The organism is Streptomyces mesophilus, from assembly GCF_040300965.1.
In the GTDB taxonomy this organism is placed as follows: domain Bacteria; phylum Actinomycetota; class Actinomycetes; order Streptomycetales; family Streptomycetaceae; genus Streptomyces; species Streptomyces mesophilus_A.
Genome location: NZ_JBEPEW010000014.1, coordinates 25,930 through 39,461, shown reverse-complemented (window position 1 = coordinate 39,461; position 13,532 = coordinate 25,930). Strand labels below are relative to the sequence as shown.

Here is a 13,532-nt window from a genome sequence, read left to right as displayed (position 1 = left end):
ATCCGAGCACCGGCCACGGCCGCGGCGCTCACGGACCCACCGCCCCCGGCTCACTGGTCCCGCCGCCGCACGCACACCACGGCCACCGCCGCCGACACCAGCGCCCACACCGCGAACACCGTCCAGGCGCCGGCTTCCGTCCAGCCGAACTGCGGGGCCACGTAGTGGGGTTCGACGAGGCGGAGCCAGGCCTGGTACGGGAGGGAGTGGCCGAGCAGCGCCGACCAGTAGCGGCCGTCCGTGAGCGCGATCGGCAGGAACAGCAGGACCGTCACCGTCGCGATCATCGTGGTCGCGGTCTGCCGGACCAGCGCGCCGAGCGCGAAGCCCGTCAGCGCGCTGACCGGAGCGAGCAGGGCCGACGCGAGCAGGATGCGCAGCGCGCCGGGGTGGTCCAGTCCGACGCCCGCGCCCCGTGCGCCGAGGATCGCCTGCGTACCGAAGAACGAGGCGGCGGCAAGGAGCAGCCCGAACACCGTCGTCAGTGCCCCGAGCACCGCCGCCTTCGCGGCAAGCACCGCGCCGCGCGCCGGGACCGCCGCGAAGGTCGTACGGATCGTTCCGGTGCTGTACTCGCTGACGATCGCGAACGCCCCGATCGCACCGAGAGCGAGCATCATCACGAGCGCGGCGTTGGGATTGAAGGCGTGCTGCAGCGGGATGCCGTCCCCGACGAACTGCGCCCGGTCGGCCGCGCTCCGCGCGTTCCAGTAGGTGTACGTGTCGTAGGCGCCGCCCAGGTTGAAGGCGAGGACGGCGAGGGCGGTGGTGCCGTAGGCGAGGGGCATCGAGCGCAGGGAGCGGATCTTGATCCACTCGGCGGCGGTCAAGTCACGGAAGCGGGCGCGGGGTTCGGCGGCCGGTGCGGCGAGTGCGAACGTCATCGGGGGGCTCCAGCGGCGAGGTCGGCGGATACGTACTGGGCGCTGTCCGCGGTGAGTTCCATGAACGCCCGTTCCAGGGAGGCGTTCTCCGTGGACAGGTGGTGCAGGAGGATGCGGTGGTCGAGGGCCACGCGGGCGATCTCGGGGGCGTCGAGCCCGGTGACCTCCAGGCGTTCGCCGTACGAGGTGACGGTCGCCTCCGCCGCCGTGAGCAGGTCGATGAGCCGTCCGGCCTCGGGCGTACGGACCGTGACGTGGCGGCGGGTGCCGCGGGCCGAGAAGGTGTCCAGGGACTCCGCCGCGATCAGCTCGCCCCGGCCGATCACGATCAACTCGTCGGCGGTGTGCTCCATCTCCGACATCAGGTGGCTGGAGACGAAGACCGTACGGCCCTCGTCCGCCAGGCGCCGCAGCAGCTCGCGGACCCACTTCACGCCCTCGGGGTCGAGCCCGTTGAGCGGCTCGTCGAAGAGCAGCACGGGCGGGTCGCCGAGCAGCGCCGAGGCGATGCCGAGACGCTGCTTCATGCCGAGCGAGTAGCCGCCGATCCGCCGGTGCGCGACCTCGGCCAGGCCGACCTCGGCGAGCACCTCGTCGACCCGGGTGCGCGGGATACGGTTGCTGCGCGCCAGGGCCGCGAGCTGGGCGCGGGCGCTGCGGCCGCCGTGCACGTCGTGGGCGTCGAGCAGGGAACCGACGTGGCGCAGTCCGCGCGGCCGGTCGGCGAAGGGCCGGCCGTCGACGGTGACGGTGCCGCCCGTCGGGGCGTGCAGGCCGAGGACCATGCGCAGGGTCGTGGACTTCCCGGCCCCGTTCGGGCCGAGGAAACCGGTGACGCGTCCCGGCCGTACGGTGAACGTCAGATTCTGGACGGCTGCGGTGCTGCCGTATCGCTTGGTGAGTTCCTTGACCTCGATCATGGGGACCACGGTGCCGGGCACGGCGGTGCCGGGACGTCCAGCCGTCGCTGACACTTGGGGCCGCTGATGTCACCCCAGGGTGTACAGCTCCGGGCCGATGACCGGGGCCGTGCGCCTCATTACGATCACTGCATGACCGCGACATCGGCCGACAGGGCCCCGCTGCCCCGCCGCATACGCCCCGAGTCGTGGGCCGTGGTCCTCTGGTTCGCCGCGTACACGTTCGTCCTGCTCGACGAGTTCTTCCTGCTGCCCGGAGAAGTGCTCCTGAACGGCCAGGCGCAGCCGTCGTTCTCCCCCGGCCTCCTCGGCTGGTCGCTCATCGCGGCGGCCGCGGCCACCGTCGTGGCCGGCAGCCGGCTGCTGCGCGACCGGCCGCTCATCGGGTACGCACTGTTCCTCGCCGGCTCCGGCTGGGCGGCCGCGACGCTCGGCAAGGCCGACCAGTTCGACGTGGTGGCGTTCCTCGCGCCGGCTTTCGCCCTGTACTGCGTGGCGGTCCGCCACCCGCGCGGGACCAGCGTCGCCGCCGCCTCCTTCGCCCTCGCGGTCCTGGTCTTCCCGGTGGCGGTACGGCGGGCGATGGGCGCCAATATCGACACCGCCCAGTTCCTCGCCGTCCTCATCACCGTCCTCGTCGCCTGGTTCGTCGGCGACTCGACCCACCAGGCCCGCGCCCACGCCGCCGCCCTCCAGACGCAGGCCGCCGCACAGGCCGTGACCGCCGAACGCCTGCGCATCGCCCGCGAGATGCACGACACGGTGGCGCACAGCATCGGCATCATCGCGCTCCAGGCGGGCGCGGCCGCACGCGTGGTGCACACCCAGCCGGACCGTGCGAGCGAGGCGATGCGCACCGTGGAGGAGGCGGGCCGCGAGACCCTGGCGGGTCTGCGCCGGATGCTGGGCGCCCTGCGTGAGCCCGAACTCTCCCCGATGCGAGGCCTGTCGGACCTCGACCGGCTTGCCGAGTCGACCTCGGCGGCGGGCGTGCGCACTGCCTTGACCTGGCAGGGTGCCCGCCGCCCGCTGCCGCCGGACATCGATCTGGCCGCGTACCGCCTCGTCCAGGAGGCGGTCACCAATGTCGTACGCCATGCGAAGACGGCGGCTTGTGAGGTGCGTGTGGAGTACGGGAAGAGCGAACTCGCCCTGGAGGTCACCGATCGCGGCCGCGGTCCCGGCGGCCCCGGCGGAGGGTTCGGGCTCGTGGGGATGCGCGAGCGGGTGGCGCTCCTGAACGGGGAGTTCAGCGCGGGCGCCCGCACGGGCGGCGGCTTCCGGGTCGCGGCCCGGCTGCCCCTGCCCGAGGCCACGGCGTGATCCGGGTCGCGCTGGTCGACGACCAGCCGCTGGTGCGCGCCGCGCTGCAGATGGTGATCGCGGACGCGGCGGATCTGGAGCTGGTCGGCCAGGCCGGCGACGGCGCGGAGGCGGTGCGGCTCGCCGTGGACGCCGCCCCCGACGTGATCGTGATGGACATCCGTATGCCGGTGATGGACGGCATCGAAGCCACCCGGCAGATCGTGGCGGGCCCGTCCGCGGCGCAGATCATCGTTCTGACGACCTTCGACGACGACGCGTACGTGTACGGCGCGCTGCAGGCCGGGGCGGCCGGCTTCCTGGTCAAGGACATGGCCCTCGAGCAGATACTCGACGCGGTACGGGTGGTGGCCGCCGGCGACGGTCTGCTCGCCCCTGCGGTCACCCGCCGGCTGATCAGGGACTTCGCGTCGGCCAGGAAGGAACGGGCCGCCCCGGTACGCGAGTTGACCGCCATCACCGTCCGCGAACGCGAGGTCCTCACCCTCATCGGCTCGGGCCTGACGAACGCCGAGATCGCCGGGGAACTGACCATCTCCCCCGCCACGGCGAAGACCTATGTGACCCGACTGCTGTCCAAACTGGACGCCCGCGACCGCGTACAGCTGGTGATCCTCGCGTACGAGGCGGGGTTGGTGAGCACGGGTGGTGCGGGGGAAAGCTGACCGAGGCGGCCCAGGGGAATGCCGGCCAAGGACGGTCCAGGACTCCGCTGAAAAGGACGGTCCGGGGCCCCGCTGACCGCGGGAGACGGCCGAAGGTAACTTGAAGACGCAACCATCCGCCGCCCCGAAGGACCGCCATGCCGTCCGCCAAGCCCCGCATCCTCTACGTGACCGACCTCGCCTACCCGGCCCGCGGCCGGCGCTACTGCGACGAGGACATCGCGCTGACGGCGCGGCTGCGCGAGCACTTCGACCTCGCGCTGTGCCATCCGCTGGACGCCACCGCACTGGCGGACGGCTTCGACGCGGTCGTCGTCCGCAACAGCGGCCCGGTGCTCAACCACCTCGCCGAGCGCGAGGCGTTCGTCCATGCCACCCTCGTGAACGGCGTCCACGTCTACAACACCCCGGACGGCCGGGGCGACATGGCCGGCAAGGACTACCTCGTCGACCTCACCGCCGAGGGCCTGCCCGTGATCTTCACCGTCGACCGGGCCGAGGACGTCCGTCTGCTCCCGGCCGCGGACGCGTACATCGTCAAGCCGAAGCTGGGCGCCGACTCGCTGGGGCTGCGCACGGTCTCCCCCGACGAGCTCACGACGCTCCCGTACGAGGACGGGATCCTGGTCCAGCCGAAGATCCCGTTCCGGTACGAGGTGTCCTTCTACTTCATCGACGACCTCTTCCAGTACGCCCTGTACGCCCCCGACCCGGAGCGGCGCTGGGAGCTCGTGCCGTACGAACCCACCGCCGCCGACCTGGAGTTCGCCCGGAGCTTCATCGCGTGGAACACCCTGACCTCCGGCATCCAGCGCGTCGACGCCTGCCGCGCACCCGACGGTGCGCTGCTCCTCGTGGAGCTGGAGGACCTCAATCCGTACCTCTCCCTGGACCGGGTCGACGAGAGCACACGGGAACGGTTCGCGACGACGATGGCCGACTCGGTCCGGAGGCTGCTCCGGAAGGACGGCACGCACTGAACCCGACCGTCCGGCCCCGGGTCCACCGCCTCCGCGTGCTCAGGCCCCGCCGTCCAGGCGGAACGGCCGCCGGGCCCGCCGCCTGAACGGAACGGCTCCGTCAGGCCGTGGCCGCCCGGAACACGACCTCGCCGAGGCGCAGGTTCTCCGGCGCGGGGCCGCCCGGGAACGCCCACAGCCGCCGCGCATACGCATAGGTGAGCCCCGTCGACGGGTCCGCCCAGGCCTCCGCGCCCGCCGCGCCGCAGTGGCCGAAGGCGTCGGCGCCCAGGTACGGGTAGCGGACCTGCTGCGCCTCGAAGCCGACGAGGAAGTGCCGGTCCTCGCCCGTGACGACATCGGCGCCGGCCGTCCCGGTCCCGGAGAACTGCGCGAGCGTCTCCGGCTTGAGGAGCGCGGGCCCACCGTCGAGCCCGGTCAGCGCCGCCGCGTACATACCGGCCACGCCCCGCGCGTTGCCGATGCCGCCGGCCGACGTGGGGCCCTTGGCGCGCACCAGGGGCGAGTTGCCGTAGACCGTGATGTCGGGCGTGCCGTCGATGTTGAACGCGGTCCGCAGCGCCTGCGACGGCACCGACTTGCGCAGCTCGGCGGCCTGTTCCGGGGTCGGCCGCATCGGCAGCACATCACGCGTACGGGCCGCGTCCTTCTCGGGCAGGCCCAGGTGGAAGTCGAGACCGTAGGGAGCCCGCAGCCGCTCCTCGTAGATCTCCTGCACGGTGCGCCCGGTGGCGCGGCGCACCACTTCGCCGACCAGCGCGCCGATCACCAGCGCGTGATAGCCGTACGCCGTGCCGGGCTGCCACAGCGGGACCTGCCCGGCGAGACGGGCGGCGAGCGCCTGGTCGTCGGCGAGCTCCTCGACGCTCGCGCCGCCCGGCACGCCGATCACGCCGGAGCGGTGCTGGAGCAGTCCGCGCAGGGTGAGCGCACCCTTGCCCTCGGCGGCGAACTCCGGCCAGTAGTGGGCGACTTCGCGGTCCAGATCGAGCACACCGTCCTGGACGAGCAGCGCGGTGACCAGATAGGCCGCGCCCTTGGTCACCGAGTACAGGGGTGCGAGCTCGTCCCCGGTCTCCCCCGCGTCCGTCACGGCCCACAGGTCGACCACGCGCCGGCCGTCGTGGTGGACGACGAGCTGGGCGCCGGTGTCGGCGGGCTCACGCGCCACGACGGCGGCGAACTCCTCCCGTACGGCCTCGAATCCCGCCGCGACCTCGCCCGCCACATGAGCCCGAGCCGTGTCCGCCATGTCTCCCCCTCGCTTCGTCCGCTTCGTTTCGTACGGGGTCAACTGGGCGGATGGCCTGGGCATTCCCCGTCCCGTCCCCCATCGGGCGCCGGCGACTCGGGCACAGCACCCGTCCTTTCGTACGCGGGAGACGGGACTCCCTGTAACCCCGGGGAACACCCGCACACCGCACGGCCCGTCCCTACACTCCTGCACCATGCCGACACCGATACCCCAGCCGTCCCCGGACGCCCTCGTGGTGCGGACCACCAACAGCGCGAGCCTCGCCGTGCCGATCGCGCTGGTGGTGATCGCCGTGGGGCTGCTCGGTGTGGCGGGTGCGGTGAGCGTGATCGTGGGCGAGCAGCGCAGACCGCCGCCCGCCGCGGGCTATGTGGGCGTCGTCCTGATGCTCGGCTTCGTCGCGCTCGGCGTGCTCGCGCTGATCGCCACGTACAAAGGGCGCAACGCCCGCGCGCTCTTCGACAGGACCGGCTTCTGGTGGGACAACGGCACGGCGCGCGCCGTGATCCCGTGGGACGGCCTGACCGGTGTCGCCGTGCACTGGAGCCGCCTCGGCCGCGGCACCAAGCTGTACTCACTCGAGCTGTACCCGCAGGGCCCGGTCGACCGCGACGATCCGGTCCTTTGGCCGCTGGTACGCGATACGGATCCGCCGGGGCCCGATCTGCCGCGGGTGCACTACCAGTTGCCGTTCCGGGCGGGGGCCCGCGATGCGGTGATGGCGGGGCTCCGGCAGCATGCGCCCGCGCTGTGGCTCGGTGAGCTCCGCCGGCCCGCGGGGCACATCGGGCGCCCGGACCGGCGGGGGCACAGGACGCGGATGCAGGCCCGGCAGGGGCAGGGCTGAGGGCTGAACCCGGCAGGGGCAGGACTGAAGGCCCAACCCGGCAGGGGCAGCGCGCCGGGAGCAGGCTCTCAGGGCAGCAGACGTGCCGCCCGGGCCCGCAGATAGCGCCGCTCGGGCCGGCTCAGCGTCCCTTCGGCGGCGGCGCCGTAGGCGGCCCTCGCACCGTCCGGATCACCGGACTTCTCCAGAAGATGGGCCCGTACCGCGAAGAAGCGGTAGTGCGACCCCAACACCTCTTCCAGGGCGGCGAGTTCCTTGAGTCCGGCCTCGGGCCCGCGCACCATCGCCACCGCCACCACCCGCCCCAGCTGGGCCATCGGCTCGGGCGCCTGGCGGACGAGCAGGTCGTACAGGGCGAGGATCTGCGGCCAGTCCGTGTCCTCGGCCCGCTCCGCCTCGTCGTGCAACGCGGCGATGGCCGCCTGGAGTTGGTACGGCCCCGCGGGGCCCTGCGCGAGCGCCTCCTCGACCAGTTTCAGCCCCTCGTCGACGGCCGGGCGGTCCCACAGCGAACGGTCCTGCTCGTCCAGCGGGATCAGCTCGCCGTGCGGTCCGCTGCGCGCCGGGGCGCGGGCGTCGGTGAGCAGCATCAGCGCGAGCAGACCGGTGACGGCACCCTCGACGGGCAGCAGCCTGCGGACGGCCCGCGTGAGACGGATGGCCTCGCGGGCCAGGTCGGCGCGGTGCAGCTCCGTACCGGAGGTCGCCGTATAGCCCTCGTTGAAGATGAGATAGAGGACCTTCAGAACGGCCGCGAGACGCTGATCACGGTCCTGCGGACCGGGCTGGCGGAAGGGCACCCCTCGTATCGTCTTCTTCGCCCGGCTGATCCGCTGCGCCATCGTCGCCTCGGGCAGCAGATGCGCCCGCGCGATCTCGGCTGTGGTCAGACCGCCGACCGCGCGCAGCGTGAGCGCGATCTGCGCGGCGGGCGTCAACTCCGGGTGGCAGCACAGGAAGAGCAGCGTGAGCGTGTCGTCCTCGGACGGCGCCCGCGACTCACCGGGCGGCGGCGCGGTCCAGGAGTCGGCCGGCGCGAGCCGCGCGGCCTCCTCCTCGCGCCGGGCCCGCGCCTGCTCGCTGCGCAGCCGGTCGGTGAGCCGGCGCGAGGCGACCCGGATCAGCCAGCCGCGCGGATTGCCGGGCGTGCCCTCGTCGGGCCACTGCTCGGCCGCCGCGAGCAGCGCCTCCTGTACGGCGTCCTCGGCGAGGTCGAAGTGCCCGTACCGCCGCACGAGCGCGCCGAGGACCTGCGGCGCGTTGGTGCGCAGCAGGTCCTCGACTCCGTACTCCCGACTCACGCATCACCTTGGGCTTGGGGTTCGAGTATCCCGGGGTTTCCGGGGACTCCTATACGTCGCCCCCGGCACCGGAGTCGATCGGCCGAATGATCACGGGATAGAAGGGCGCCCCCTCGGGCTGCGGACATTCGGTGATCCGCTCGGCGATCGCGGTGACCCGCTCGACCGACTCGCAGTCGAGGATCCAGAAGCCCGCGAGCAGCTCCTTCGTCTCGCTGTACGGCCCGTCGGTGACGACCACCTTGCCGTCGGCGCCGCGGAAGACGGACCGCTGCTGCGCGGGCGAGGTCAGACCCTGCCCGTCGACCATCTCCCCCGACTCCGCGAGATCGTTGTTGAGATCGGTCATGAACGCGTACATGGCCTGCAGATCCTTCTCGCTCCAGGCCGGACTGTGCTCGTTCGCCTGCCCGCTCATGGCGTCGTAGTCGGCCTTCGAGCCCTGCACCATCACGAGGTACTTCATGAGAGTCACTCCTAGTTCACGGCCACCCTGCCCGAGCGGCTTGCACAGGAGACGTCGGAGCGGGCGGGTGTCTCTCGACAGCCCGCCCGCATCTTTTTCAAGATTTTTCTTCTACGGGTGATTCTCGGGCTCGGATGCGGGCCCGGCCTCGACCTCCGCTTCGGCCTTGTCGACACCGGCCGAACAGCGGGGGTTGTGGCAGGGACCGGCCGAGTAACTGGGCACATAGGCGCCGAGCACCTTGCGGGGCTTGACGACCGTGTCCACCGGCTGCTTGCAGACCGGACACTCGTCGCCGTCGCGATGCGCGCCGATGCGGCCCGTATCGCCGAGAGCGCGAGCTGCGGCCGTGCGCTCATCTCGTCTGGCCATGATTCCAAGGTATTCCTGGGCCGGGGGTACGGCCAGAGGCCGCGACCGCGTCCCGCGCGCGTCGACTCGCACAAATATTCGAACACGTGATGGAATCGGGACCGTGACAGGACACCTCTTCCCCGATGACCTTCTGCAGGCCCAGATCGACTGGTACGCGGCATGCCGGCGCCTGGCGACCGCGTCCGGCAAGGACTACACGGTGCTGCGCCGCCGTCTGATCACGCTGTCCCGGCAGATCGCCGCCCACCCGTACTGGGCCACGCCCAGGGGCGCCTCGCCGGCCGCCCGTATGGCCCTGAAGCAGGCCGCGTGGGACACGGCGACGTAAGAGCCTGGGAACCCCAAGATCCGCCCGGACGTTGACGGAACGGAAACCGCACCACGAGACAGGAGAAACACCATGGCAGGGTTCCTGGACCGAGCCAAAGAGCAGGCGCAGCGTGGTCTCACACAGGGCAAGCAGAAGATCGACGAGGTGCAGGGCCAGCGCGCGGGCGCGGACCTCCTGAAGAAGCTCGGTGCTGCTTACTACGCGGAGCGGCAGGGCACCGGCAGCCCCCAGGCCACGCAGCAGGCGCTGCAGGCGGTCGAGGCGCACGTCGCGGCGAACGGTGACGCGTTCCTGCGCAGCTGACCACCCGCGCACACCGTCGGCCCGACGTGCCCGCACACCGACGGCCCACCAGGCCCGCACTCTGACCGATTCAGCTCGCTCGGGTCTCGAACAAGTCGCCTTCGCAAGGGAGTTCCGGTACAAGCGTGCGCTACGAGGCGGCGCGCAACCGGGCGCTCCCGCCGTATGCGAGCCATACGAATGGAGGCGGCATGGCCCCACCCATGTCCGCGAGCAGACTGCTGGACGCGCTGCGGGACGAAGGACTCACCGTCGTCGAGGTCGGCGACTGGCGCCACCACAACCGCAATCACAAAGGGCCCTGGGGCCCGGTGCACGGAGTGATGATCCATCACACCGTCACCAAGGGCAGCGAGCGCACCGTCCGCATCTGCCGCGACGGATACGCCTCGCTGCCAGGGCCGCTGTGCCACGGCGTGATCACCAAGGACGGCAGGGTCCACTTGGTGGGCCACGGCCGCGCCAACCATGCGGGCCTCGGCGACGACGACGTCCTGCGCGCCGTCATCGCCGAGAAGGGACTGCCGCCGGACAACGAGGCGAACACTGACGGAAACCGCCACTTCTACGGTTTCGAGTGCGAGAATCTCGGCGACGGCGAAGACCCCTGGCCCGCCGCCCAGTTGGAGGCGATCGAACGGGCCGCGGCGGCGATCTGCCGCCACCACCGCTGGACGGCCCGCTCGGTGATCGGCCATCTCGAATGGCAGCCGGGCAAGGTCGACCCGCGCGGCTTCACGATGCGGGCGATGCGCAATCGCATCGCCGAGCGGCTGAAGTAGCCGCAAGCAGTACGACGCCGGCAGTACGGCGCAAGCAGTACGAGCAGTCCCGGGAGACTCCCCGCACCCCGGCCGGCCCTCCGACGTCCGAGTCCACACGTCGGAGGGCCGGCCGGCCTCCCGGCCTACGCCGTCCGCCCCGAAAAGCCGCACACCAGCGCCCACCGCACAATGAACACGTGACCGCCCCCGACCTCGCCGCCCTGCAGCCCCGGCTCCCCTCCCCGCTGCGGCCGCTGGCCGACGAGCGCTTCACGCGCCGTGGCGTCACCCTGCTGCTCAAGCGCGACGACCTGATCCACGAGGCACTGCCCGGCAACAAGTGGCGCAAGCTCGCCCTCAACCTCCGCGCCGCCCGGGGACGACCGCTGCTCACCTTCGGCGGCGCCTACTCCAACCACCTGCGCGCCGTCGCCGCCGCGGGCCGCCTCCTCGGCTTCCCCACCATCGGCGTCGTACGGGGCGACGAGCTCGCGGACCGTCCGCTCAACCCGTCCCTGGCCCAGTGCGCGGCCGACGGTATGCGTCTGGTCTTCATCGACAGATCGACGTACCGACAGAAGCACCACCCGGGGACCCTCGCCCGCATCCTGGCCGAGGCCCGGGCGCAGGACAGCTACGTCGTCCCCGAGGGCGGCTCCAACTCCCTCGCCGTACAAGGCTGTACGGACCTCGGGCACGAGCTGCGCGACGCGGCCGACGTCGTGGCGATCGCCTGCGGCACGGGCGGCACCCTCGCCGGACTCGCCGCCGGACTCGCCCCCGGCCAGGAGGCCCTCGGCTTCCCCGTACTCAAGGGCGGCTTCCTCGCCACGGACATACGCCGCCTGCAGACCGGGGCCTTCGGCGCCCCGACCGCCAACTGGCGCCTCGACGACCGCTTCCACGCCGGCGGCTACGCCCGTACGACACCGGAACTCGACGCGTTCGCCGACGACTTCGAGCAGCGCCACGCGCTGCCCCTGGAACGTCTCTATGTCGCCAAACTGCTCCACGGCCTCAGCACCCTCACGGAGGAGGGCGCCTTCCCGCCCGGCACCCGCCTCGCCGCGGTGATCACCGGCCGGCCGGGCCCAGAGGCCCTCGACCGCTCCTCCCGGTAAGCCGCACGCCTGGGAGCCGTCCGCTACTCCTCGCGGTAGGCCGCCGCCTCCTCCAGATCCAGCCTGCGCAGCAGCGTCCGCAGCATCTCGTCGTCGATCCGCCGCTGGTCGCGCAGCCGCACGAAGACCTCGCGCTCGGCGTCGATCATCTCGCCCGCGAGCCGCCGGTAGGTGTCGTCGGCGCTCTCCCCGGTCACGGCATTGACCGTGCCCAGGCGCTCCCACACCGCGTTGCGCCGCCGCTCCAGAACGGCCCGCAGCCGGTCGGCCAGCGCTTCCGGCAGGGTGTTGCGCTCGTCGGCGAGGAGGGCGTCGAGCCGTTCCTGCGCGGCCCGTGAGGCCTCGCTCTGGGCCTGCGCCTCCGCCAGCGTCTCGGCCCGGGCGTCGCGCCCCGGCACCTTCAGGACCTTGATCAGACCGGGCAGGCTGAGCCCCTGCACGACCAAGGTGCCGATCACCGTCGTGAAGGTCAGGAAGAGCACGAGATTGCGTGCGGGGAAGGGCGAGCCGTCGTCCAGGACATGCGGGATCGAGAACGCGATGGCGAGCGACACCACCCCGCGCATCCCGGCCCAGCCCACGATCAGCGGCCCGGTCCATCCGGGGTCCGGCTCCCGCTCGCGGATCCGTGTGGACAGCCACCGCGGGATGTACGTCGCCGGGTACACCCAGACGAACCGGGCGACGACCACGATCACGAACAGGGCCACCGCGTACCAGGCGGCGGTCAGCCCCTCGTACTCCCCCAATTCCTTAAGGACCACCGGGAGTTGCAGCCCGATCAGCGCGAAGACGGCGGACTCCAGGATGAACGCGACCATCTTCCAGACGGCCGCCTCCTGGAGCCTCGTCGCGAAGTCGACCTGCCACGAGCGATGCCCGAGATAGAGCGCCACGACGACCACGGCCAGCACCCCGGACGCGTGCACCTCCTCCGCAGCGGCGTAGGCGACGAAGGGGATCAGGAGCGAGAGGGTGTTCTGCAGCAGCGCCTCGCTGAGGCACTTGCGCAGCCAGTGCAGCGGCACCATCAGGATCAGGCCGACCCCCACACCGCCGAGCGCCGCGAGCGCGAACTCCCCGATCCCGCCCGCCCAGCTGGCCCCTTCCCCGACCGCCGCGGCGAGCGCCACCTTGTACGCGGTGATCGCGGTGGCATCGTTCACCAGGGACTCGCCCTGCAGGATCGTGGTGATCCGCGAGGGAAGACCCACCCGCCGCGCGATCGCGGTCGCCGCCACCGCGTCCGGCGGCGCGATCACCGCACCGAGCACGAGCGCGGCGGTGAGCGGCAGGTCCGGCACGATCAGATAGATCGCGTAGCCGACGACCAGGGTCGCGAACAGCACGTACCCCACGGAAAGCAGCACCACGGGACGCCAGTTGGCCCGCAGGTCGAGATACGAGCTCTCCACACCGGCGGTGTACAGGAGCGGCGGCAGAAGCAGCGGCAGGACGATGTGCGGATCGAGTTCGTACGCGGGCACGCCCGGCAGATACGACACGACGAGGCCGACCGCGACCAGGAGCAGGGGCGCGGGCACCGGAGTGCGGCGCGCGACCCCGGCGATCGCGGCGCTGCCCGCGACCAGCATCAGCAGTGGCAAGACATCCATGGTGATCCCCGCGCCCGTCCATGATCGTGAGCCGCAGCCCTGACCTGCGTCGTAAGCTGCAATCATGAACGAGTGCACGCACGTTGAGCTGCTGCCCCACCCGGAGCCGCCTGCTCTGAGCGAGACCTGCCTCGAATGCGAGGCCGCCGGCAGCCACCCGGTGCAACTGCGGCTCTGTCTGACGTGCGGGCATGTGGGCTGCTGCGACTCGTCGCCGTTCCAGCACGGCACCCAGCACTTCAAGGACACCGGACACGCGGTGATGCGCACCTTCGAGCCCGGCGAGAGCTGGCGGTGGTGCTTCGTGGACGGTGCGATCGTGTGACGCCCGCAGGCGTACGCGGGGCGCGAGCGCAGGGGTTCGACCGCGCGACGTGTGGG

The 13,532-nt window shown here is 71.9% G+C and carries 16 protein-coding genes; 9 read left to right on the top strand and 7 right to left on the bottom strand.

The annotated features are described in order from the left end of the window. Positions 1–50: 50 nt before the first annotated feature. Positions 51–884: an ABC transporter permease gene (locus tag ABT367_RS07985; RefSeq protein ID WP_352250726.1), complete on the bottom strand. Its 834-nt coding sequence runs from the start codon at positions 882–884 to the stop codon at positions 51–53. Continuing rightward, a complete protein-coding gene (locus ABT367_RS07980) occupies positions 881–1,804 on the bottom strand; it encodes an ABC transporter ATP-binding protein (protein ID WP_352250724.1) in 924 nt (307 codons plus the stop codon). The genes ABT367_RS07985 and ABT367_RS07980 overlap by 4 nt, the downstream gene beginning before the upstream one ends. Before the next feature lie 132 nt (positions 1,805–1,936). Between ABT367_RS07980 and ABT367_RS07975 the strand changes: the two genes are divergently transcribed. The 3 genes from ABT367_RS07975 to ABT367_RS07965 all read left to right on the top strand — a co-directional run bounded on the left by ABT367_RS07975 (position 1,937) and on the right by ABT367_RS07965 (position 4,772). Continuing rightward, entirely contained in the window at positions 1,937–3,127 is a 1,191-nt protein-coding gene (locus ABT367_RS07975) for a sensor histidine kinase (protein ID WP_352250722.1), read from the top strand. Further along, a complete protein-coding gene (locus ABT367_RS07970) occupies positions 3,124–3,792 on the top strand; it encodes a response regulator transcription factor (RefSeq protein WP_352250720.1) in 669 nt (222 codons plus the stop codon). Before ABT367_RS07975 ends, ABT367_RS07970 begins: the two co-directional genes overlap by 4 nt. Positions 3,793–3,929: 137 nt before the next feature. Then, complete coding sequence (locus ABT367_RS07965; protein WP_352250718.1) at positions 3,930–4,772, top strand: hypothetical protein; 843 nt, start codon at positions 3,930–3,932, stop codon at positions 4,770–4,772. 100 nt (positions 4,773–4,872) lie between these two features. Here ABT367_RS07965 and ABT367_RS07960 read toward each other — a convergent pair whose 3' ends face one another. Continuing rightward, the gene (locus tag ABT367_RS07960) at positions 4,873–6,024 is read right to left on the bottom strand and encodes a serine hydrolase domain-containing protein (RefSeq protein ID WP_352250716.1); all 1,152 of its coding nucleotides are present in this window, start codon (positions 6,022–6,024) and stop codon (positions 4,873–4,875) included. Positions 6,025–6,220: 196 nt separating this feature from the next. Here ABT367_RS07960 and ABT367_RS07955 point away from each other — a divergent pair, with 196 nt between their 5' ends. Beyond that, complete coding sequence (locus tag ABT367_RS07955; RefSeq protein ID WP_352250715.1) at positions 6,221–6,874, top strand: hypothetical protein; 654 nt, start codon at positions 6,221–6,223, stop codon at positions 6,872–6,874. Positions 6,875–6,942: 68 nt separating this feature from the next. Here ABT367_RS07955 and ABT367_RS07950 read toward each other — a convergent pair whose 3' ends face one another. The 3 genes from ABT367_RS07950 to ABT367_RS07940 all read right to left on the bottom strand — a co-directional run bounded on the left by ABT367_RS07950 (position 6,943) and on the right by ABT367_RS07940 (position 9,013). After that, positions 6,943–8,175 carry an RNA polymerase sigma factor gene (locus tag ABT367_RS07950; protein ID WP_352250713.1) on the bottom strand — a complete coding sequence of 411 codons (1,233 nt, stop codon included), beginning with the start codon at positions 8,173–8,175 and terminating at the stop codon, positions 6,943–6,945. Positions 8,176–8,224: 49 nt separating this feature from the next. Next, the gene (locus tag ABT367_RS07945) at positions 8,225–8,641 is read right to left on the bottom strand and encodes a YciI family protein (protein WP_352250711.1); all 417 of its coding nucleotides are present in this window, start codon (positions 8,639–8,641) and stop codon (positions 8,225–8,227) included. 111 nt (positions 8,642–8,752) lie between these two features. Next, positions 8,753–9,013, bottom strand: a complete 261-nt coding sequence (locus ABT367_RS07940) for a hypothetical protein (RefSeq protein ID WP_352250709.1) — start codon at positions 9,011–9,013, stop codon at positions 8,753–8,755. 103 nt (positions 9,014–9,116) lie between these two features. Here ABT367_RS07940 and ABT367_RS07935 point away from each other — a divergent pair, with 103 nt between their 5' ends. From ABT367_RS07935 to ABT367_RS07920, 4 genes are all read left to right on the top strand, one after another. Continuing rightward, complete coding sequence (locus tag ABT367_RS07935; RefSeq protein ID WP_165335703.1) at positions 9,117–9,344, top strand: hypothetical protein; 228 nt, start codon at positions 9,117–9,119, stop codon at positions 9,342–9,344. 72 nt (positions 9,345–9,416) lie between these two features. After that, complete coding sequence (locus tag ABT367_RS07930; protein WP_165335702.1) at positions 9,417–9,650, top strand: hypothetical protein; 234 nt, start codon at positions 9,417–9,419, stop codon at positions 9,648–9,650. A gap of 191 nt (positions 9,651–9,841) precedes the next feature. Continuing rightward, complete coding sequence (locus ABT367_RS07925; protein WP_352250707.1) at positions 9,842–10,432, top strand: N-acetylmuramoyl-L-alanine amidase; 591 nt, start codon at positions 9,842–9,844, stop codon at positions 10,430–10,432. Positions 10,433–10,611: 179 nt separating this feature from the next. Further along, a complete protein-coding gene (locus tag ABT367_RS07920; RefSeq protein ID WP_352250705.1) occupies positions 10,612–11,535 on the top strand; it encodes a 1-aminocyclopropane-1-carboxylate deaminase/D-cysteine desulfhydrase in 924 nt (307 codons plus the stop codon). Between the two features lie 23 nt (positions 11,536–11,558). Here ABT367_RS07920 and ABT367_RS07915 read toward each other — a convergent pair whose 3' ends face one another. After that, the gene (locus tag ABT367_RS07915) at positions 11,559–13,151 is read right to left on the bottom strand and encodes a Na+/H+ antiporter (protein ID WP_352250703.1); all 1,593 of its coding nucleotides are present in this window, start codon (positions 13,149–13,151) and stop codon (positions 11,559–11,561) included. Positions 13,152–13,215: 64 nt separating this feature from the next. On the opposite strand from ABT367_RS07915, the gene ABT367_RS07910 reads away from it, so the two are divergent. Continuing rightward, positions 13,216–13,476: a UBP-type zinc finger domain-containing protein gene (locus ABT367_RS07910; RefSeq protein WP_352250701.1), complete on the top strand. Its 261-nt coding sequence runs from the start codon at positions 13,216–13,218 to the stop codon at positions 13,474–13,476. Positions 13,477–13,532 lie beyond the last annotated feature (56 nt).